This is a genomic window from Achromobacter sp. DH1f (assembly GCF_000633435.1).
Taxonomy (GTDB): domain Bacteria; phylum Pseudomonadota; class Gammaproteobacteria; order Burkholderiales; family Burkholderiaceae_B; genus Achromobacter; species Achromobacter deleyi.
On the sequence record NZ_AYMF01000001.1, the window covers coordinates 46,744 to 67,935 of the forward strand.

Genomic DNA, 21,192 nt, shown 5'->3' on the forward strand with positions numbered 1-21,192 from the left:
GGGGCTGTGAGGTCGATCTGGCGCCTGCCAGGCGTCTTCCGGCAGCCGTCTCAGCGTCCGGCGTCGGCGATGGCCACGTCGATCGCGCCGGCCAGCCGCTCGGTCAACTGGTCCAGCTCGTCGTCCGAGATGATGAAGGGCGGGGCCAGCAGCACGTGGTCGCCCTGGCGGCCGTCGATGGTGCCGCCCATGGGGTAGACCATCAGGCCGCGCGCCATGGCTTCGCGCTTGATGCGCGCATGCAGCGTCATGGCCGGGTCGAAGGTCTCTTTGCTGGTGCGGTCGCGCACCAGCTCCACGCCCATGAACAGGCCGCGCCCGCGGATATCGCCCACGTGGGGATGTTCGCCCAGCGCCTCTTGCAGGCGTTGGCGCAGGCCCTCGCCTTGCGTGCGCACGCGCGCCAGCAGGTTGTCGCGCCGGATCACTTGTTGCACCGCCAGCGACGCCGCGCAGGCTGTCGCGTGGCCCAGGTACGTGTGGCCGTGCTGGAAAAATCCGCTGCCCTGCTGCATGGCCTGCACGATGCGTTCCTGCGCCATGACCGCGCCGATCGGCTGGTAGCCGCCGCCCAGGCCCTTGGCGATGGTGATCAGGTCGGGCGTCACGCCTTCCTGTTCGATGGCATACAAGGTGCCGGTACGGCCCATGCCGCACATGACTTCATCGGCGATGAACAGCACGCCGTGGCGGTCGCAGACGTCGCGGATGCGGCGGAAATAGCCGGGTACGGCCGTCACGGCGCCCGATGTGGCGCCCACGACGGGTTCGGCCACGAAGGCCATCACGGTGTCGGAGCCCAGCCGTTCAAACGCCTGGTCCAGCTCTTGTGCCAGGCGGTCGGCGTACTGCTCGTCGGTTTCACCGGCGCGCTGGTCGCGGTAGGCGTAGCAGGGCGACACGTGTTCGACATCGATCAGCAGCGGCGCGAACTGGGCGCGGCGCCAGGCATTGCCGCCCACCGCCAAGGCCCCCAGCGTGTTGCCGTGATAGCTCTGGCGTCGCGCCACGATGTGGCGGCGCTGCGGCTGGCCGATTTCGACGAAGTACTGGCGCGCCATCTTCAGTGCGGCCTCGATGGCTTCCGAGCCCCCCGACACGAAGTACGCGTGCGACGTGCCCGCGGGCGCATCGGCGACCAGCATGCCGGCCAGTTCCTCGGCGACCTCGGTCGTGAAGAAACTGGTGTGGGCATAGGCCAGCGCATCGATCTGCGCATGCATTGCCGCTTGCACATCGGGATGGTTGTGCCCCAGGCAGGACACCGCCGCGCCGCCCGAGCCATCCAGGTAGGCGCGGCCTTCCTGGTCATAGAGCCAGACGCCCTGGCCGCGTACGGCGACGGGCGGCGTGCTGCGCAGGGAACGGTGTAGAACGCGGGAGCGGGTCATGGCTGGGGTCTCCAGGGGCGTGGGAAGCGAGGGAAAGGGGTCAGGGGGCGGCGCCGCGTCTGCGCGTCGGTTCGCGCCAATAGGCGCCGTCGGCCTGCAGGCGGGTTTCGATATCAGCCAGGCGTTGCAGGACGGCGTCGCCGCCGCGGGCCGCCAGCCGCGCGATCAGGTGTTCGGCCAGGCCCAGCAGGCCGGCGGTGCTGTGAAAGAACGAGCCGGGGCCGCGTTGGGCCGATGCATCGGGGCCCGTGTCGGCCGTGGCCGGATCGTCGGGCCGGGTAAAGCGCAGCACGTGGTCGGCGGCCTGGGCCACCGGGCTGGCCGCGCTGTCGGTCAGCGCCAATATCGTCACGCCGCGCGCGGCGATCTGGCGCGTCAGGCGCACCGTGGCGGCCGGGTAGGGCGCTTGCGAAATCACCACCAGCGCATCGCCTTCCTGCAGGCTGTCGGCGTCTTCGGCTGACGCGCCACCCAAACCGTCGATCAGGATGCCGTTGCGGCGCAGCAGGTGGTAGGCGTAGCGCATCTGGAAGGCGATGCCGAAGGCCGATCGCGTGCCCAGGAAACCGACCTGGCGCGCGGCCAGCAGCGCAGCGACGGCCGCGTCGAATGCGGCTTCGTCATTGGCTTGCCAGATCGACGCCATGGCCTCGGTCTGCAATTGCGTCAGGGTGTCATGGCCGCGGCCGCCAGCCTGGCCCGCGTGCGAAGCCTGCAAACGCGCCGCGCGGTCACGCAGACTGGCGTCCGACGCACCGGCCAGCGCACGCTGGAACGGGGCACGAAAGGCCTCGTAGCTGTCGTGCCCCGCCGCGCGAGCCAGCCGCAGCATGGTGGCTGGCGATACGCCCACGGCCTGCGCTTGCCGGCGCATCGACCACAGCCCGACCTGGGCCGGATTGGCCAGCACCCAACGCGCTGCGCGCTGCATCTCGGCGGGCAGGGTGGCGCTGATTTCGCGCAGATGGTCTTGCAGGGCGGTTGTCACGGTGACGTCGGAAGCCAGAACGATATAAAACAAATGCTACATCTATATTGAAGTAAAAAACAGATGTTTTATTTGCGGACTGTACGACAACTCCGACAAACCGTAACGTGGCTGTCCCCCTGGGAACGCCCTTGGGGACATGCCGGGAAATAGCGCGGAAATGATTACAAAATGGCCGGTGATCGGGTTTGACACAGGGATAGGTCACCCATATCATTCGTATAGAAATCAATTTAGCTGAACTAATTTAGTCATGAATAAACAGACCGTAACCGACCCCTCGCAGCAATATGACCTGCGCATCTTGCGGGCACTGCGCCGAATCACGCGATCCATCGCGTTGCATTCGCGCCAGTTGTCTGCGGTCAGCCACATCACGGCGCCGCAGCTCATGTGCCTGCGTACGGTCATCGCGAACGGCCCGCTGACGGCCACCGCGATCAGCCGCGAAATCCATGTCAGCCCCAGCACGGTCGTCGGCATTCTTGACCGCCTGGAAGACAAGGGCCTGATCCGCCGCGAACGCGGCCGCGAAGACCGCCGCATCGTCTTCGTGACCGCCACCGACGCCGGCCGCGAATTGGCCCAGCAGGCGCCCTCGCCGCTGCAAAAGCACCTGGCTGACGCGCTGAACGCATTGCCCGAGCTGGAGCAGGCCACCATCACGCTGTCGCTCGAGCGCATCGTGGCGCTCATGGAAGAAGAGAGCGAGGTCGCAACGGATACCCATGGCGACGTGTCGTCGCCCATCCTCGAGGTGCCCACCGGCGGGGCGCCTCCCGAATCGGGACTGGTTGTATGAGAACAAACGAACTGATCGACCCCATCAACTCAAGTGCCGTGGCGCCGGCGGCGGGCAGCAAAACGCATCTCCTGCGTGAGCCCCGCCGCAAAGACGGCGCCGCGATCCACCAGCTTATCTCCGAGTGCCCGCCACTCGATGTGAATTCCCTATACGCGTACCTGCTCCTGTGCGAGCACAACCGCGGCACCTGCGTCCTGGCCGAAAGCGCCGGGGGACGTATCGATGGATTTATCTCCGCTTACGTGCTTGTCGACAAGCCTGACGTGTTGTTCGTCTGGCAGGTCGCCGTGCACACCCGCGCACGCGGCCAACGGTTAGGCCGCGCCATGCTTCGGGAGCTCTTGCGACGCAAGGGGCTCGAGCATGTTCGTCATCTTGAAACCACGGTGGCGCCTGACAACCAGGCATCGCGCCGCACCTTCTCCGGCCTGGCCGGCGAGCTGGGCGCCCACGTCTCCGAGCAGCCGTTCTTCGATCGGCAATTGTTCGGTGGCGCGGACCACGACGACGAGATGTTGTTGAGGATAGGCCCGTTCACGTTGCCCGCGCCGTAAGGCCGGGAACCCTGCGGGTCCTTATCGAAAACCGGGATGGCTGTACTGATCCGGATGCGCCTGGCGCGCATGCGGAGGGGCTCTGGCCGTCTGTCAACTTATGAGATGAAAGGGAGGATTAATCACATGGACTTGAAAATCTTTGACCGGATGGAGTCGGAAGTACGGGGCTACATCCGTTCGTTTCCCGTGATCTTCAGCCAGGCCAGGGGCTCGACGCTGGTCGACGAGGACGGTGGCGAATACATCGACTTCTTCAGCGGCGCCGGCACCTTGAATTACGGCCACAACAATCCGGTGCTGAAGGAAAAACTGCTCGAGTACGTGCAGTCCGATGGCGTGGTCCACGGCCTGGACATGGCCACCAGCGCCAAGAAGAAATTCCTCGAGACCGTCGACCGTGTGCTGCTCAAGCCGCGCAACTGGCAATACACCCTGCAATTCACCGGCCCCACCGGCACCAATGCGGTCGAGGCGGCGCTGAAGATCGCGCGCCAGGTCAAAGGGCGGCCCAATGTGATTTCCTTCACGCACGGCTTTCACGGCGTCAGCGGCGGTTCGCTGGCAGTGACGGCCAACATGAAGTTCCGCGATGCGTCCGGCTACCCGCTGGCCAACACCACCTTCATGCCCTATGACGGTTACTTCGGGCCGGACGTGGACACCATGGCCTACCTGGAACGCATGCTGGAAGATCCCAGCAGCGGCATGGACAAGCCCGCCGCCGTCATCGTGGAAACGGTGCAGGGCGAGGGCGGCGTCAACGTGGCCACGCTGCGCTGGCTGAAGGAACTGGACAAGCTGTGCAAGCGCCACGACATGTTGCTGATCGTGGATGACATCCAGGTTGGCTGCGGCCGCACCGGCACGTTCTTCAGCTTCGAGGCCGCCGGCATCCGCCCCGACATCATCACGCTGTCCAAGTCGCTATCGGGCTTTGGCCTGCCGATGTCGCTGGTGCTGATGAAGCCCGAGCTCGACATCTGGAAGCCGGGCGCCCACAGCGGCACGTTCCGTGGCAACAACCTGGCCTTCGTCACCGCGACGCAGGCATTGGAAACCTACTGGGCCAACACCGCGTTCACCGCGGACATCCAGCGCAAGGAACGCCTGGTGCGCGACTGGCTGGAAAACCTGGTTCACAGCTATCCCAACGCCGGCCTGTCGGTGCGCGGCCGCGGCCTGATCCAGGGCCTGGTGTGCAACAGCACGCCCGCGCTGGCCAACCGCATCGCCGCCAATGCATTCAAGCGCGGTGTCGTCATCGAAACGTCGGGCGCCCACGACGAGGTCCTGAAGCTGCTGCCGGCCCTGACCATCGAGGAAGAGTTGCTGAGCAAGGGCCTGGATGTGATCGAGGCCAGCGTGGCCGACGCGCTGGCCGAAGAAGGGCAGTCCGCCCGCATTCTCAAATTTGGAGGAAAACGTCAATGATCGTACGCAATGTCAAAGATGTGATCGGCACCGCCGATGAAGTCCGCACCGACACCTGGGTCAGCCGCCGTGTGCTGCTGAAAAAGGACGGCATGGGATTTTCCTTCCACGAGACCACCATCTTCCCCGGCGGCCGCACGCATATCCACTACAAGAATCACCTGGAAGCGGTGTGGTGCATCGAAGGCGACGGCTCGATCGAGACCATCGCCGACGGCAAGAAATACGACCTGGGGCCTGGCGTGGTCTACGCCCTGAACGAGCACGACGAGCACTGGCTGTGCGGCGGCAAGGAGCCGCTGCGGGTCATCTGCGTCTTCAACCCGCCGCTGACCGGCCAGGAAGTGCACGACAAAGAGGGCGTCTACGCCTTGCCTGAAGCCCACGCGAAAGCGGCCTGATACAAGGAGGTTCGCATGATCTCACCTGCACAGGATCCGTACGCCTCCCGTACGGATCGAAGTTCCGCCATCATTTCTCGCCAGGACCCCGTGGTCTACGGCGAAGGCAGCTACGCCAACGCCCTGAGCGGCGAACAGATCGGCTCTTACGAGCGCGACGGCTTTCTGCTGCTGGAAGACCTGTTCACGGAAGCCGAAGTGCGTGCGCTGTCGGCCGAGGTCGAGCGCATGACGCGCGACCCGTCGATCATCCGCCGCGAAGAATCCATCACCGAGCCCGGCAGCAACGCGGTGCGCTCCATCTTCATGGTGCACGTGCTGAACCCCGTGCTGGCGCGCCTGGTGCGTGATCCGCGGCTGGTCAACGTGGCCCGCCAGATTCTCGGGTCCGAAGTCTATATCCACCAGTCCCGCGCCAACATGAAGCCTGGCTTCAAGGGCAAGGAGTTCTACTGGCATTCGGATTTCGAGACCTGGCATGTGGAAGACGGCATGCCGTCGATGCGCGCCCTGAGCTGCTCGGTGCTGCTGACCGAGAACAACGACTGCAACGGGCCGCTGATGCTGGTGCCCGGGTCGCATCGCCAGTTCATTTCCTGCGTCGGCGAAACGCCCAACGAGCACTACAAGCAATCGCTGAAGAAACAGGAATACGGCGTGCCGGACCCGGTCAGCCTGCAATTGCTGGTCGAGCAGGGCGGCATTCGCTCGATGACCGCCAAGGCCGGTTCGGTGGTGTTTTTCGACTGCAACACCATGCACGGCTCGAACAGCAACATCTCGCCGTGGCCCCGGTCGAACGTGTTCATGGTCTACAACAGCATGGAAAACACGCTGGAGCCGCCCAAGTACGGCCTGACCCCGCGCCCCGAGCACATCGCCACGCGCAAGGCGTTCAAGGCGGTGACGCCCTTGGATGCCCTGAAACTGGTTGGTTGAGGGCCCCCACGCCGCGCGCTTTGCGCTTGCTGCCCCCCGCGGGGGCTCCCCCGCCTTGGGGCGGCCCGGCGGCGGGGCTTCATTCTCTCAGCCCAGGTCCGCCTGGGCTTTTTTTCGTCCATCCGCTATGCTTTGCCGCTCTTTTCCACGCCTGTGTCCCTGCCATGTCTGCCCGCATCCTCAGCCTGCATATCTATCCGATCAAATCCTGTGCCGGTATCGATCTGGCCGAGTCGCCCGTGGATCGCGCCGGCCTGGCGCATGACCGCCGCTGGATGGTGATCGGGGCCGACGGCCAGTTCATGACGCAGCGCCAATGGCCCGCCATGGCGCTGATCCGCACCGCGCTCACGGCCGATTCGCTGCGGCTGTCGGCGCATGGCATGACGGACCTGGATGTGCCGCTGGATGGTTCCGGCCTGCAGGCCGGCGTGGAATCGGTGGGCGTTTGGAAGGACTTCATCGATGCGCGCCGCGAAAGCGAGGCGGCCGCCGAATGGTGCACCGCTTTCCTCAAGACGCCGTGCCGCCTGTACAAGGTGGACGAGGCCGCGGCCCGGCCTGCCAAGCCCGAATGGGTGGACAAGTGGACCGACGGCCACCCGGACCTGGCCGATACCTTCGGCGGCGACCATTTCTTCGGTTTCGCCGACGGTTTCCCGCTGCTGGTGGCCAACCAGGCGTCGCTGGACGACCTGAATGCCCGGCTGCAGGCCAAGGGCGTGGCGCCGGTGCCGATGGACCGTTTCCGACCGAATATCGTGGTGCAGGGGGAATGGGAGGCCTTTGAGGAAGACCACACCGCCATGATCACCGCAGGCCCGGTCAGCATGGCGTTCGTCAAGCCGTGCACCCGCTGCTCGATTCCCGATATCGACCAGCGCACCGCCGTGCAGCATGACGAGCCGGGCCGCACGCTGGCGGGCTACCGCAACCTGGATATCGGGGTGGTGTTCGGCCAGAATGCCATCGTCGATGCGCCTGCCGGCGCCCGCCTGAAAGTGGGCGACGGGGTCGAGATCGAGCTGGACTTCTGACATCGCGCCGGGCCAGGCCCGGCCGGTCCAACCCAGTTTTTGCGGGGCGAGTGCCCGCCGAGCGATGGACGTTTTCGGGCCATGACGATGGCCAATGCTGCCATTTTGGATGGCAAATGCCGCCAAGTGGCTTTGGGACCGGCCGGCAGGGCGTTCCATTGCGGCAAAAATTATAGAATACCGGCTTCCGACGGCAGAAACCGGGTGCCGCGCGGTTCTTGGCCCGCGGGATCATCCGCCCGCAGGCGTATTCGCATTCATTGCATCTCTTCGCGCGCCGGTACGCGAAACCAGGACATTTCTATCATGCAACGCATCATGCTGCGGGCAAAGCTGCACCGCGTCACGGTCACCGAAGCCGATCTTCACTACGAAGGCTCGTGCGGCATCGACGAAGACCTGCTGGACGCTGCCGGCATGCGCGAGTTCGAACGCATCGAGCTCTACAACATCAACAACGGCGAACGCTTCGACACCTACATCATCAAGGCGGCCCGCGGCAGCGGCGTCATCTCGTTGAACGGCGCCGCCGCGCGTCGCGCCCAGGTCGGCGATCTGATGATCATCTGCACCTACGGGCCGATGTCGGAAGAGCAATCCGCCACCCACAAGCCGCAGGTCGTGCTGGTGGACGACGCCAACCGCGTCAAGGAAATCCGCAAGTTCCCGGCCTGAGGCCGGGCCGGGCGGAGCGCCAGGCGGCGCTCCGTCAACCCTGATACGTTTCATCATGAGCTTCCAGGTCATCATCCAACCCAGCAAGCATCAATTCCCGGTCGAGCCCGGCCAGACCGTGCTCGACGGCGCCCTGGCCGCAGGCATCGTCCTGCCCTACAGCTGCCGCAACGGCGCCTGCTCCACCTGCAAGGGCAAAGTGGTGTCCGGGGAGTTCGACGCGGGCCAATACCCGGCGCAGATCCTGTCGCCCGAGGAACTGGCCGACGGCTACACCCTGTTCTGTCAGGCGCGGCCCGCTTCCGACCTGGTGGTCGAATCCACCGAGGTCCGCCTGGCCAGCGACATCCAGATCCGCAAGCTGCCCTCGCGCGTGCAGACCATGGAGCGCGCCGCGCCCGACGTCACCGTGCTCAAGCTGCAATTGCCGGCTTCCGAGCAGTTCCGCTATTACGCCGGCCAATACATCGAAGTGATCCTGAAGGACGGCCGCCGCCGCAGCTATTCGATGGCCGGCGCGCCGCATACCGGCAGCCCGCTCGAACTGCACATCCGCCACATGCCGGGCGGCTTGTTCACCGACCACGTGTTCGGCGCCGGCGATACGCAGATGAAAGAGCGCGAAATCCTGCGCCTCGAGGGCCCGTTCGGCTCGTTCTTCCTGCGCGAAGACAGCGACAAACCCATCATCCTGCTGGCCAGCGGCACGGGCTTCGCACCCGTCAAGGCCATCGTGGAACACATGATCCACAAGAACATCCACCGCCCGGTCTCGCTGTATTGGGGCGGTCGCCGCCCGCGCGACCTGTACATGGATGCGCTGGCGCAGTCGTGGACCGAGGCGCTGCCGGATTTCCGCTACGTGCCCGTGGTGTCCAACGCGCTGCAGGAAGACAACTGGACCGGCCGCGACGGCTTCGTTCACGAGGCCGTGCTGCACGACATCGCCGACATGTCGGGGTACCAGGTCTACGCCTGCGGCGCGCCGCCCATGGTCGATGCCGCCCGGCGCGAATTCAGCGCCCAGCGCGGCTTGCCGCCCGAAGAGTTCTACGCTGACGCCTTCACGTCCGAGGCCGACCTGGCCAAAGCCGCGCCCTGATCCATCCCAGGGGGCGAGCAAGCAAAAAGGGGCGAACCGGCAGCCTGATCCAGGCTGATCGATTCCGCCCCTTTTTTTGATGTTTTCAGCCGTAGGCGAGGGCGGGGCGTCGGGGTAAACTGCGATGTCACCTTGGCAGCGGCTTGCCGCGGGGCGCGGACATCGTGTCCGCGGACCCAGTGGGTACGCAAGGAGCAATGCGGGCATGAAAGTAGCGGTATTGGGTAGTGGCATCATCGGAATCTCCAGCGCCTGGTGGCTTAGCCAGGCAGGCCACGACGTCGTGGTCATCGACCGCTGCACCGGACCCGCCCAGGAAACCAGCCTTGCCAATGGCGCCCAGATATCCGTGTCCTACGCGGAACCCTGGGCCAACCCGCAAGCGCCCCTGAAACTGCTCAAATGGATGTTCCAGGACGACGCCCCGCTGCTGTTCCGGCCGCAGCTGGATTGGCGGCAATGGATGTGGGGCCTGGCCTTTCTGCGCGAATGCCTGCCGGGCCGCCTGGCGCCGAACATCCGCGCCATGGTCCGCATGGCCGAATACAGCCGCGCCACCCTGCGCAGCATGCGCGCCGAGCTGGGCATCGAATACGACCACCTCGAACGCGGCATCCTCAATTTCTACCGCGACCCGCACGAATTCGAAAACTCGCAACGAGCCGCTGGCCTGATGCGCGACTTCGGCGTCGAACGCCGCGTGGTGTCCACCGATGAGGTCATTGCCATCGAGCCGGCCCTGGCGCCGCACCGCAATACCATCGTCGGCGGCGATTTCACTCCCGAAGACGAAAGCGGTGACGTGCATCTGTTCACCGTCGCCCTGGCCGAGCGCTGTGCGCGGGCCGGCGTTCAATTCCGCTACAGCACCCGCGTCACGCGCCTGATCACCCAGGGCGGCGCGGTGCAAGGCGTTGAACTGATCGAACCCGACGGCCGCTACGGCACCCTGGCCGCCGACGCCTACGTGGTGGCCATGGGCAGTTTCAGCCCGTCGCTGCTGCGCCCGCTGGGCATTCCGTGCAACGTGTATCCCGCCAAGGGCTATTCGGCGACCTTCCCGGTCTTGAAGCCCGATGGCGCGCCGACGGTCAGTCTTACCGACAGCAGCCACAAGGTCGTTTTTTCGCGTCTGGGCGATCGCCTGCGCATGGCGGGCACCGCCGAGCTGTCCGGCTATTCCCGCGGCCTGAATACCGGCCGCTGCGAAGCCATGACGCGGCTGGCTCGCGAACTCTTTCCCGACGCGCTCGATTTCGAGCGCGTCAGTTATTGGTCGGGCTTGCGCCCGTCCACCCCCTCGAACGTGCCTATCGTCGGCCGCAGCCGTATCCCCAATTTGTATATCAATACCGGACACGGTACTCTCGGCTGGACGATGGGCGTTGGCTCGGGCCGGGCTCTGGCAGACCTGCTCAGCGGGCGCCGTCCAGAACCGGAATTCCCTTTTCTTGGTCTATGAACCTATGAAGAAATTGCAATTGGCGGGCGTTGCCCGCGCGATGTTCGCCAGCCGGCGGGCATGGGTGTTTGGCGCCGCCATGGCGGTAGCAGGCGCGGCCAATGCCGCACCTGTCGAGATCCAGGTCTGGCACACGCTGCCGGATGCCAACAAGGCCGAATTCGAAAAGCTGGCCAAGCAGTACAACAAAGAGCAGGACCAGGTCAAAGTGACCCTGCGCGGCTTCGATTCGCAAGCCGCCCTGCAACAGGAAGCGACCGCCGCGGTCAAGGCCAAGAAGGCCCCGAACCTGGTGCAACTGAACGACAACCATTCGCCGGAAGTCGTGGCCGAGCACAAGGCCATCCTGCCGATGTACGAATTGCTGGCCAAGTACCCCGTCAAGGACCTGAACTGGTTCGTGCCGGCCACCAGCAGCTTCATCCGCGACGGCAAGGGCCGCCTGCTGGCCTTCCCCTGGATGGCCGAAGTGCCGGTGATGTTCTACAACACCGCCGCCTACAAGAAGGCCGGTCTTGATCCCAACAAGCCCGCACGCACCTGGACCGCGCTGCAAGGCGAACTCCTCAAGCTGCGCGACGTGGCCGATCTTGACTGCCCCTACGCGTCCAGCGATCAGGTGTCGATCCACCTGGAAAACCTGGCCCCCGTGAACAATCAACAGTTCACCAGCAACAACAACGGCCTGGATGCGGTCACCAAGAAGAGCGCGGCGCCTGCCATGCAGTTCGACACGCTCTACATGCGTCACATTTCGTTGATGGTCAGCTGGAAGCGGTCGCTGCTGTTCATGGCGCACTCGGCCGACAATACCTCGGACAAGCTCTTTGCCAAGGGTGAATGCGCGGTCCTGACCGGCAATTCGGGCTCGTTCGGCCAGTTCCTGAACACCAAGGGCCTGTCGTTCGGCGTGGCGCCGCTGCCTTACTACGACCAGGCCACTCAGACCGGCGGCCAGCCGTTCGTGAGCGGTTCGGCGCTGTGGGCGCTTGAAGGCCGTCCGCAAGCCGAAGAAAAGGCCACCGCGCAGTTCCTGGCCTGGCTGTCCAAGCCCGTCATCGCGGCGGAATGGCACCAGCGCACCGGCTACCTGCCGCTGACCGAAGCCGCGTTCCGCGCGTCCGACGTGTCGTTCTACAAGAGCATTCCCGGCGCCCAAGCCGTGGTGGCTTCCATGAGCACGCGTCCGGTCGCCAACAGCCGCGGTTTCCGCATGGCCAACTACGACCGCATCGAGCCCGTGTTCAACCAGCAGTTGAACGACGCGCTGGAAGGCAAGACCCCCCCGGTCTCGGCCCTGAACAACGCCGCCAACCAGGCCCGCAGCATCGCGACTCAGCGTTAAGCATCGCGCCGCCTGCAAGGCCAGAAAGCCCGGTTCATTCGAACCGGGCTTTTTTTCGCCCTGCGTACATGCCAGTCTGTTGCGGCGCCTGGCCTTGCTCCACCATGGCTTCACCGCGATCCGTTTCCGGTTCGCCTTTTGCTAGCGGTGAAGCATGGTTCGAATACTCCTATTGGCGGTGGGTCTGTCCGGTCTGTCGGGCTGCGCACTGCCGCTGACCTCGCGGTCGGCCAGCACTTCGTGGCAGGCTGCCGGGCCGGCCGCGCAAGGCTTTCGCTTTGACTGGCGCTTGTCCGGCGATCCCGCCGTCGCGCCCATGCAGGTGTTCGACGATGGCCGCGAAACCTGGCTGCAGTTCGCGCCAGGGCAGGCGCTGCCCGCCATTTTCGGCGTGGGGCCCGATGGCGAGCGCGCCTTGCCCTATGTGCGCCGCGAGCCCTACGTGGTCCTGGCCGGCGGCTGGCGCGCGCTGGCGTTTCGTGGCGGTCGCTTGTCGGCGCGCGCGCAGCGCGGGCAGGATGTCGCGGCGGTCGGCAGCGCGCCGGCTGCATCGGCGTCGCCCGCGGCGCTCGCCCTTCCTGGCGGGCAGGCGCAGGGCGGGCCGCTGGCTTCCCTGCACCCGCCGGGGGCAGAGGCTGCGCAACCTCTGGCCGTTGCCTCGGCGACGCCGCCGCCACCGTCTGCCGCACCGCCGTTTCGCGCCGCGCCGCCCGATGCCACCTTGCGTGCCGTGCTGGCACGCTGGGCGGATGCAGCGGGCTGGACCTTCCAGCCGCAGCATTGGGCGGTCGATGTCGATATCCCGCTGGCCGCCACGGCTGATTTTCCGGGCGATTTCAAATCCGCAGTGCGCGGCTTGCTCGCCTCGACCGAGTTGGCGGACAAACCGCTGCAGCCTTGTTTCTATGGCAATCGGGTATTGCGCGTCGTGCCGCTGGCGCAGTCGTGCACCCGGTCTATCGCTACCCCGGGGGCCGCATGAACCGCCGCCCGCTCATCATCCTGGCGCTCTTCGCCCAACTCGCCGGGTGCGCCCTGACCCAGCAGGTCACTGACCTGCGCCGCGCCGCCGAGCGCAAACAGGCAGACGCCGGTGCGCGCCACCAGGCGTTTGCCGACAGTCTCACCGACCGCAATGCCCGCCAGTCCGCCCAAGAGGTGGCTACGCCCTGGCTTGCCGGCAAGCCGCAACCGTTGGCGCGAGACATCTCCCTGCCGCCGGCCTTGCGCGAAAACGTGCAGACCACCCTCATGCTGGCCGACGATGCCGACTTGTCCACGGTGGCCCAGCGGCTGGCCGCGGCCACAGGCATGCCGGTGCGTGTCCGCCCCGATGCGCTGCTGCCGCTGGATCTGTTCCTGCCGCGCCTGGCGGTCAATAGCGCTCTGGATGCTTCTGTTGCGCAACGCTTTGAAGTCCGTGCTGGCGCGCAGCCGCTGGCCGACTTGCTCGATGCCGTGGCGGCGCGCTATTCCGTGCATTGGCGCTATGAACACAACGCGCTCGAGTTCTACCGCACCGATACCCGGGTCTTCGATCTGCGCGCCTTGTCGCTGGCCAGCAAGGTGGATGTCCGCCTGGGCCGCGCGGGCCGGGCCGAGGCAGAAGGCTTCGAGAACACCTCCAGCACATCGCTGTCGGGCGGCGAACACAAGGCATTGGCCATCCTGCGGGCGCACGCACAGGCGTTCCTGACCCGTTCGGGCGTCATCGCTGATCCGGTCGAAGGCGAAACGGCGCTGGTCATCACCGACACGCCCGAGGCCCTCGAACGGGTAGGGCGCTATTTCGAGCGCGAGAACAAGGCGTTGACGCGCCGGGTCAGGCTCGTGTTCGAAGAAATCACCGTGATTTCCCGCGATTCGGCATCCGGTGGCATCGACTGGAACGCGGTCTATGCGGCGGCAGGGGGCGCGGCACGCCTGGCCATGCCGGCAACGCCGGTAGCCGGCGCCGGGGCATTGGAAGTGGCTGCCGGCCGCGGTCCTTTCGATGCGTCCCGGGCCATTCTTTCCGCGCTCAGCGCCTCGGGGGCCGTTGTGCGGCACAGCAAGGTGCCCGTGCTGACCCTGAACCGCCGGCCCGTCACGCACGCCGTGCGCACCACGTTCTCGTATATCGACCGCGTCCAGAGCACGGCCGTGCCGGGCATGACGCCGGACGGCGCCAACAGCTCGCTGCCCGCGGTGTCCATCAGCCAGAAAGAAGAAACCGTCGGTTCGTTCCTGACGCTGGTGCCGGATATCCAGGAAGACGGCCAGATCCTGCTGTCCATCGCCTACGACAACGCGGTGGCCCAGCCCCTGAAAACGGTCACCTTCGGCGAACGGGGTAACCAGGTCCAGGTGCAGCAGATCACGGTGGACGGCAATGGCACCGTGCAGCAGATCGAGCTGCGGCCCGGTCAGCCCGTCATCGTCTCCGGCTTTGACCGCAGCCAGGATCAGCATGACCGTCAGCGCCTGACACCGGAGGCACCGTTGGTGGCGGGTGGCCAGGACAGTGCCACCTCAGAGCGCGTGACCACCCTGATCCTGGTCACGGCCCAGGTCGAAGAAGGTTTCTGATGCCCACACTCTCCAGGACGTTGGTATGACGCGCGCACCGCAAATCCTTCTTGTCGACTGCCCTGGCACGGATCGTGCGCTGGCGTTCGGTTTGCGCTGGCACGCGCTGATCGGCACCGACGTGGCCGCGTTGGCCCGTTCGCGCGGCCGCCGTCTGCGAGCGACTCATTACGTCGTGGCAGGCTCGCCCGCCACGGTCGCCGGGTACGGCCGCGGTGCGGTGCGCCGGGCATGGCGCTGGCGCCGCGCGGGCGCTGGCAAACCCGCGCCACGCTGGCTGGCGGCCGCTCAATTGTTCGCGCTGCGCTACCCCGATGGCGGCCACAGCCTGGTTCGCCTGCCGGATGGGCAGCATTGGCTGGTGGCGGCTTATGCCGGCACGGTGCTGTCGCAGGCCGATCGACTGTTCGGGTCGCACGACGAGGCGCTGCGCGAGCATGCCCGCCTGTTGCTCGCGCGGCCCGAGTTGCCGGGCCGCGATGGCGACGAAGTCTATGCCGCGTTGCTGCCGATGGGAGATGCCGCCGCACAACTGGTCGTGCTGCCGTCGCGCTGGAGCGCGCTGCCGCGGGCCTTGCGCCTCTTCCTGACGTGCCTCGCGCTGTCCGTGGTTGTGCCTGCCTTGTGGCGGCAATTCCTTGCGCCGCCTCCGCGCACGACGGCGCCGCCTGTCGCGCCGCTGGAGGCGGCCGAGGTTGCCGTCCGCGCACGGCTTGCGCTGTTGAACGCGATTCCGGTCCATGGTCCCGATGAAATCGCCCGCGTGCTGGTGGGGTTGGTGAAGGTGCCGATCGAAGTCCAGGGGTGGGCCCTGCGGCGTGCGCAGTGCGATGCGCAGGCCCGGCACTGGACCTGCCGCGCCGACTACGCCAGAGCGCATCCGCAAGCGACCAACCAGGGCCTGTTCGCCCGGTTGCCGCGTGGCTGGCGCGTGTCGTTCAATCCGCTCGAAGACGCCTCGCTCTCCTGGCAGGTGGCATCCGATGCCAGGACCCTGGCCGATCTGCCGCCGCCCACACCCCTGCAGGTCGATACCGGCGTGGCCGTGACGCTGCAGCAATTGCGGCCGGCGTTCAGTTCGATCGTCATGGCGCCCGCAGTACTTGCGCTGCCGGCAGCGGCAGGCATGGCCGCGGCGTCCGCTGCCGCCGCCGCGCCGACGCCCGCGATACGTTCCCGGGCGATCACGCTCGCCGGGCCCTTGCGGTCCTTTGCCTTGTTGCCGGGCCGTCTTGGCGTGGCGCGCTGGTCCCGGCTGGCCTTGAGCATCCAGCCTCAACTTCGCTCCAGCCTCGCTGCAAGCACGCTGGTCGCAGAACTGCAGGGAGTCCTCTATGAACAGGAATAACCTTTGGCGGCGGTCTTGCCGTGCCATGCCATGGCGCGGGGTATGGGCTGTCGCAGGCGCCGCGGTGTGGGCCGCGGGGGCGCAGGCGCAGCCCGCCGTTGACGCCGCCGACCCGCAGGCGTGGCCTGAAGCCGAGACGGTGCGCACCCTGTTGCGCGCCGATGCCGCCGCCGCGCTCACCGAGTGCCGGGTGCCGGGCATCTGCCCGGCCAACGGCGCCGCGGCATCGCGCGCGCCCATGCCCGCCCCGGTTCCCGACGACGTGCGCGTGGCGGCCATCTTCGGCGTGGCGCGGCATCTGCAGGTCGACCTGCTCGTCAATGGCGCCTTGTTGCGCTACCAGACCGGCCGGGCCGCGCCGGTGGCCGGCGCCCGGGTGGCGCAGGCGTATCAATTGGTGGCGGTCGACGGCGGTTGTGTGCGGCTGCGTCGCGACGACCGAGATGTCCGCGCGTGCCTGGACGCCGGGAGTCCCATGCCATGAATACGCCGTCTGCTTTCCCTGGCGCGCTGGGCGCCGCCATTTGCCCGCTCGATGCGCCCGAAGACATCGCGCGGCTTGACCCCGCATTCTCGCGGGCCCTGGGCCGCGAGTTCGACCTTGCCGCGATGGCGGGCCGGCTATGTCCGGTGTTGCTGGAAAACGGCGATGTCGCGATCTTCGCCGTCAAGGAATTCTGCGTGGGGGATGCCATCGACGAGGTCGAACGCATGGTGCGGGCGCAGGGGTACCGTCTTGCCAAACCGTCACGCTATCTACTGCCGGCCGCATTGCTGCTGATGGTCGCGCGCGGCCAGCTGGCCGCCCAGGGCCTGTCGCGGCGCGACGGCAGCCGACAGGCTGCACGCACCTCGGCGCTGGCGGCGTTGTTCCTGGACATCGTCGCGTGGGGGGTCTCCCAAGGCGCCAGCGATGTGCACATCAACGTGAACCAGCGGCGCGATGGCTGCGAGATCCGCTACACCATTCATGGTGAATACGTCGTTGCGGAACGATTCTCCGGTTTGTCCAACGCCACCTTGCTGGAAGTATTGGCCGTGGCCTGGATGGATGTGCGGGGCGGCAACGGCGCGGTGTTCGATCCCGCACTGGAACAGCAGGGCCGCATCGCGCTGGAGCTGGCCGGTACGCCCGTGGTGTTGCGGTGGGCGTCACTGGCCACCGACGCCGGGCCTTCGGTATGCCTGCGCATCCTGCGGCTGGACGCTGCGGGCGGACACGATCTGCACGCGCTTGGCTACCTGCCGGGCCAGGTGGCGACCCTCATGGACGCGCGTGAACGCGAGGGCGGCGCCATCGTGCTGGCCGGCGTCGTGGGGGCGGGCAAGTCCACCACGTTGGCCGCGCTGATGCGCGGCATCGAACCCACCCGCAAGGTCATCACGCTGGAAGATCCGGTCGAATATGTCATCGGCAACGCGTTGCAGAACAGCCTGGGCGGCGCGCTGGCCGTGTCCGGCTGGCCCGCGTTCGACGCCAAGCTCAAGACCATCAAGCGCTCGGCCTTGAACGATCTGCTGATCGGCGAAATCCGCGATATCGACACCGGCCGCGCCTTCATGGACCTGGCCAGTTCCGGCATCAGCCTGTACGCCACCACGCATGCGGGGTCCGCGGCAATGATCCCCGAGCGGTTGGCGTCCGAGGCCGTCGGCGTCTCGCGTGAGCTGCTGGCGGCGCCCGGCATTCTCAAGCTGCTGGTCTACCAGACGCTGCTGCCCAGGCTGTGCCCGGCCTGCGCCTGGCCCGCCGCCCAGCTCTGGGGCGCAGCGCAGCGGCGCCATGCCCCCGGCCAGGCCGAGCACTGGCGACACTGGATGGCCGTGCTCACGCGAACCTTCCTGCTCGATGCGGCCGCGCTCAAGGTGCGAAACCCGGACGGCTGCGCCGATTGCCGCCGGCCGCACATGCCCGAACTGAACGGCACGATCGGGCGCAGCGTGGCGGCCGAAATGATCGAACCGGAACGTGCAGCGGGTTTCCTGGACTGCGTGCGCAGGCGCGACTACGGGCCATTGCGGCCCGCGGCCAGGGCGGTGCCCGACGCCTCCTGGCGTGACGAAGCCACGCGTGGCGCCAAGGCGCTCAACAGCGCGCTGTTCAAAGTGGCCCAGGGCGACGTGGATCCGCGTGCGCTACCCCGGCGTTTCGATCTGGCGCTGCCTGTCGGCGTGGCAGGCCGGCCGGAGGCCGCGCATGGCTGACTCTCTACTGCGGGTGCTGGCCTGGCGCCGGCATTTCAACATCAACCTGGGCCTGCGCTGGGATGCCTGGCGCTTTCTGCCACAGCGCGCCGATTACTACGAGTACCTGGCCGACCTGATCGACGGATTGCAGGGCCGCCGGACCCTGCGAGACCTGTTCGAGGACGATGCGCGCCGCTACGGTCCCGGTACCGCCCGTGGCCGCCTGTCGCAGTATTGGGCCGGTGCCTACCAGGATGCCGGGGGCGATCTGGGCGCGGCCTGGCAGGGCACCTTGCCTATGGCGGAATGCCTGCTGCTGGCCTGTGTGCAGGACGAGGGCGGTGATCTTTCCGCCGCGCTACGTGATCTGGCGCGGGCAGCCAGGCTGGCCGCCGAAGCGCGCTTTGCCTTGGTGTCCACTGCGGCCGCGGGCGTGGTGGCCGCGGGGGTGGCGCTGGCCATGCTTTGCGCCATTCCGCTGTTCACCGCGCCGCGCCTGCAGCAGGTGTTCCAGGCGTTGCCGGCAGAAGACTACGGCCGGCAGACCCGCGCGCTGTTTGCGCTGGCCGCGGCGGCCCGCCAGTGGCTGGCACCGTGGCTGGTCCTGGTGGCGGGCCTGGGCGGGCTGACCCTGTGGTCATTGCCGCATTACACGGGCGCGGCCCGGGCCTGGCTGGACAAGCGGCTGATCTGGCGCCTGCACCGGGATTTTCAGGCCATCCGCTTTTTGTCCCTGCTGGCCGTGCTGGTGCGCCAGCACGGCGCCGCCGATACGCGGCTGCGGCGCGCGCTCACCGTGCAGGGGCGGGGCGCGCAGGCGTGGCTGGCCATGCATCTGGAACGCATGCTGATGCGCATCGACGCCGGCGCGACGGATGCGCAGATCTTCGATACCGGCCTGCTGGACGCGGAAACCTGGTGGTTCATGGCGGACATGATGGGGGCGCTAGGCATGGAGGCGGGGCTCGAACGCGTGCGGCACCGGGTCGAATCCCGGCTGCTGGCGCGGGTACGCCTGCAGGCTGCCGTGTTGCGCTGGGCGTTGCTGATCGGTTCAGTCGCCACCGCGTTGGCCATCACGTTGTGGCACTACGCCGTCATCGACGAATTGCGCCTGGCGCTCACGAATTTCTATGCCAGCCGCTGATCGCGGCGGGACTCATTGCGGTAACGGCTGGTTTTTCACCATGGAGAGGGGAATGGAACAGTTCAGGGCAGGCATCGCGGGCGGCAGGCGCGAGCGGGGTTTTTCGTTGGTGGAGGTGTCCATCGTGACGGCGATCGTCCTATTGATCGCCATCGTCGGCATTCCGGCCATCGGCAGTTATGTCATTGAAAACAAGGTGCCCAAGGTCGCTGAGGAGTTGCAGCGCTTCATCGTCAGCATGCGGGTCAACGCGCAGGGCGGCGGCGTCACGCCCTATGCCGGCCTGGATACCGGGGCCATGGCCAACATGCTGCGCGACTCCAGCGTGCTGTCGGTGCAGGGCAGCGGCCCGTCGGCGCGCATCGCACATGGTTTGGGCGGCAGCGGCACGGGCAGCAGCGGCGTGGTGCAGGTGGCTGCCACGTCTCTGGCCGGCGCGGGTGTGGGGGCGGCGTTCACCGTCACCTTGAACAACGTCAGCAACGCCGCCTGCCCGGCGCTGGCGTCCGTGCTGCAACGCGTGTCCGAGGTCATCTCGATCGAAGGCGATAACGGCTCCGGGGTGGTCAAGAATGCCCTGGCCGTGCCGGCCGTGCCGTATCGGGCGGCCTTGGCCCAGACCCGCTGCAGCCAGGGCGACACCAATACGTTCGTGTTCACCGCCAAATGAGTGCCCGTATGAGCGCCGGTACGAGGTTCGTCGGTCACCCCTGGGGAACTGGCGCGCGCCCAGGCGCCGCCCTGCGGCGGACCAGGGTCGGGCAGGGCGGTTTCTCCCTGCTCGAACTGGCCCTGGCGTTGGCGCTGACGGCCATGATCGCGATCTGGGCCTCCAGCCAGCTGGCGCATCGCATCGAAGATTCCGCGGCGCGCGCGACCGGCGTCTGGCTTGCGCAGGCCCGGGGCGCGATGGAACAGGTGCTGCTGCGGCATTTCGACCCCTGGGCCGACGGCCGGGGACCGGCTGCCGCGGACGGTTCGCCGCTATTTGCCGATTCCCTGGCGCCCTCGCTGGATGAGTTGCGCCGGGCCGGCGCGTTGCCCGCCGGCTTTCCGTTGCAGTCCGCCCTGGGCTTCGGCGCGCGTATCCAGATCGTGCGCACGGCCACATGCCCGGGGCAGCCTTGCCGCCTGGACGCGCTGATCTACAGCGACGGGCCGCTCTTGAAATCAGGGACGCAATATCCCGATCTGGCCGCCATCGCGGTCGTGATCGAGGCCGCAGGCGGGTACGGCGGTGCGGTGTGGCCGACGGCGCCCGCCGCGTTGCGGGGAGCCGCTTTCAGCTTCGGCAATCCCGTTGCGCCGGGCGGGGCGGCCTATCCGGCGGGTACGGTCGTGTCCTGGGCCGGCCTGGAACGCGCCGAGGCAGACAAGTTCGTCAAGCTGCGCGACGCCCGCGATCCCGATCTGCAAGGCGGCCTGACGGTCGCCGGCCGGCTCAAGGGCGGGGAATACCTGGAACTGCAAGGGCAGGCCGGCGCGGGCCAGGACTGCCGCACGGCGCCCGCAGGTATCGCTCGCGCGGCGTCGGGCGAATTGCTCAGCTGCCAATCCGGCCGATGGCAAGAGGCCAGCGGCGGCGGATTCGGCGGGGCATTCAGCATCAATCACCCACGCGGCTGCTTCCAGGCATCGGGCGAATCCACGGCCAATCCGCGCACCGGCACCTGCAACTGCCCGGCCGGCTACTCGGCGGTGCTGGTGTCGGCAGGCGGGGTCTGGGATGCCGACGTGGGCTGGACGACGGGGTATATCTGCATGCGCTGAGGGGCGGGCAGGCCCCGGCAGCGCAAGCCGCCGACTACC

At 67.1% G+C, this 21,192-nt stretch carries 20 protein-coding genes; 18 read left to right on the forward strand and 2 right to left on the reverse strand.

All coding sequences use genetic code 11. From position 1 onward, the window contains the following. Nucleotides 1–50: 50 nt before the first annotated feature. Nucleotides 51–1,391, reverse strand: coding sequence for an aspartate aminotransferase family protein (locus U858_RS0100200; protein ID WP_025135185.1), 1,341 nt, complete (start codon nucleotides 1,389–1,391; stop codon nucleotides 51–53). 40 nt (nucleotides 1,392–1,431) lie between these two features. Beyond that, nucleotides 1,432–2,379, reverse strand: coding sequence for a MurR/RpiR family transcriptional regulator (locus U858_RS0100205; protein ID WP_115596912.1), 948 nt, complete (start codon nucleotides 2,377–2,379; stop codon nucleotides 1,432–1,434). 253 nt (nucleotides 2,380–2,632) lie between these two features. Here U858_RS0100205 and U858_RS0100210 point away from each other — a divergent pair, with 253 nt between their 5' ends. The 18 genes from U858_RS0100210 (at nucleotide 2,633) to U858_RS0100295 (ending at nucleotide 21,153) form a co-directional block, all read left to right on the forward strand. Then, complete coding sequence (locus U858_RS0100210; protein WP_025135186.1) at nucleotides 2,633–3,181, forward strand: MarR family winged helix-turn-helix transcriptional regulator; 549 nt, start codon at nucleotides 2,633–2,635, stop codon at nucleotides 3,179–3,181. Continuing rightward, the gene (ectA, locus tag U858_RS0100215) at nucleotides 3,178–3,738 is read left to right on the forward strand and encodes a diaminobutyrate acetyltransferase (RefSeq protein WP_025135187.1); all 561 of its coding nucleotides are present in this window, start codon (nucleotides 3,178–3,180) and stop codon (nucleotides 3,736–3,738) included. The genes U858_RS0100210 and ectA overlap by 4 nt, the downstream gene beginning before the upstream one ends. Nucleotides 3,739–3,864: 126 nt before the next feature. Then, entirely contained in the window at nucleotides 3,865–5,172 is a 1,308-nt protein-coding gene (ectB, locus tag U858_RS0100220; protein ID WP_025135188.1) for a diaminobutyrate--2-oxoglutarate transaminase, read from the forward strand. Continuing rightward, a complete protein-coding gene (locus tag U858_RS0100225) occupies nucleotides 5,169–5,573 on the forward strand; it encodes an ectoine synthase (RefSeq protein ID WP_025135189.1) in 405 nt (134 codons plus the stop codon). The genes ectB and U858_RS0100225 overlap by 4 nt, the downstream gene beginning before the upstream one ends. 15 nt (nucleotides 5,574–5,588) lie before the next feature. Beyond that, entirely contained in the window at nucleotides 5,589–6,512 is a 924-nt protein-coding gene (gene thpD / locus U858_RS0100230; protein WP_025135190.1) for an ectoine hydroxylase, read from the forward strand. Nucleotides 6,513–6,676: 164 nt separating this feature from the next. After that, a complete protein-coding gene (locus U858_RS0100235; protein ID WP_025135191.1) occupies nucleotides 6,677–7,549 on the forward strand; it encodes an MOSC domain-containing protein in 873 nt (290 codons plus the stop codon). Nucleotides 7,550–7,855: 306 nt separating this feature from the next. Beyond that, nucleotides 7,856–8,224, forward strand: coding sequence for an aspartate 1-decarboxylase (panD, locus tag U858_RS0100240; protein ID WP_025135192.1), 369 nt, complete (start codon nucleotides 7,856–7,858; stop codon nucleotides 8,222–8,224). Between the two features lie 55 nt (nucleotides 8,225–8,279). Then, nucleotides 8,280–9,326: a CDP-6-deoxy-delta-3,4-glucoseen reductase gene (locus U858_RS0100245; protein ID WP_025135193.1), complete on the forward strand. Its 1,047-nt coding sequence runs from the start codon at nucleotides 8,280–8,282 to the stop codon at nucleotides 9,324–9,326. Nucleotides 9,327–9,531: 205 nt separating this feature from the next. Continuing rightward, the gene (locus U858_RS0100250) at nucleotides 9,532–10,788 is read left to right on the forward strand and encodes a D-amino acid dehydrogenase (RefSeq protein WP_025135194.1); all 1,257 of its coding nucleotides are present in this window, start codon (nucleotides 9,532–9,534) and stop codon (nucleotides 10,786–10,788) included. A 4-nt stretch (nucleotides 10,789–10,792) separates the two neighbouring features. Beyond that, a complete protein-coding gene (locus U858_RS0100255) occupies nucleotides 10,793–12,133 on the forward strand; it encodes an extracellular solute-binding protein (RefSeq protein WP_025135195.1) in 1,341 nt (446 codons plus the stop codon). Nucleotides 12,134–12,287: 154 nt separating this feature from the next. Next, nucleotides 12,288–13,115 (forward strand): TcpQ domain-containing protein, encoded by an 828-nt coding sequence (locus U858_RS0100260; RefSeq protein WP_025135196.1) that lies wholly within the window; start codon nucleotides 12,288–12,290, stop codon nucleotides 13,113–13,115. Beyond that, nucleotides 13,112–14,701 carry a hypothetical protein gene (locus tag U858_RS0100265; RefSeq protein ID WP_025135197.1) on the forward strand — a complete coding sequence of 530 codons (1,590 nt, stop codon included), beginning with the start codon at nucleotides 13,112–13,114 and terminating at the stop codon, nucleotides 14,699–14,701. Before U858_RS0100260 ends, U858_RS0100265 begins: the two co-directional genes overlap by 4 nt. Nucleotides 14,702–14,726: 25 nt before the next feature. Continuing rightward, nucleotides 14,727–16,049 carry a hypothetical protein gene (locus U858_RS0100270; protein ID WP_081821505.1) on the forward strand — a complete coding sequence of 441 codons (1,323 nt, stop codon included), beginning with the start codon at nucleotides 14,727–14,729 and terminating at the stop codon, nucleotides 16,047–16,049. 25 nt (nucleotides 16,050–16,074) lie between these two features. Then, nucleotides 16,075–16,533: a hypothetical protein gene (locus tag U858_RS0100275; protein ID WP_232786459.1), complete on the forward strand. Its 459-nt coding sequence runs from the start codon at nucleotides 16,075–16,077 to the stop codon at nucleotides 16,531–16,533. Then, the gene (locus U858_RS0100280; RefSeq protein WP_025135200.1) at nucleotides 16,530–18,254 is read left to right on the forward strand and encodes an ATPase, T2SS/T4P/T4SS family; all 1,725 of its coding nucleotides are present in this window, start codon (nucleotides 16,530–16,532) and stop codon (nucleotides 18,252–18,254) included. Before U858_RS0100275 ends, U858_RS0100280 begins: the two co-directional genes overlap by 4 nt. Further along, nucleotides 18,247–19,383, forward strand: coding sequence for a hypothetical protein (locus tag U858_RS0100285; protein ID WP_025135201.1), 1,137 nt, complete (start codon nucleotides 18,247–18,249; stop codon nucleotides 19,381–19,383). The genes U858_RS0100280 and U858_RS0100285 overlap by 8 nt, the downstream gene beginning before the upstream one ends. A 52-nt stretch (nucleotides 19,384–19,435) precedes the next feature. Continuing rightward, the gene (locus U858_RS0100290; RefSeq protein WP_025135202.1) at nucleotides 19,436–20,053 is read left to right on the forward strand and encodes a type 4 pilus major pilin; all 618 of its coding nucleotides are present in this window, start codon (nucleotides 19,436–19,438) and stop codon (nucleotides 20,051–20,053) included. 8 nt (nucleotides 20,054–20,061) lie between these two features. Next, nucleotides 20,062–21,153, forward strand: a complete 1,092-nt coding sequence (locus tag U858_RS0100295) for a prepilin (RefSeq protein WP_025135203.1) — start codon at nucleotides 20,062–20,064, stop codon at nucleotides 21,151–21,153. The last annotated feature ends 39 nt before the right edge of the window (nucleotides 21,154–21,192 follow it).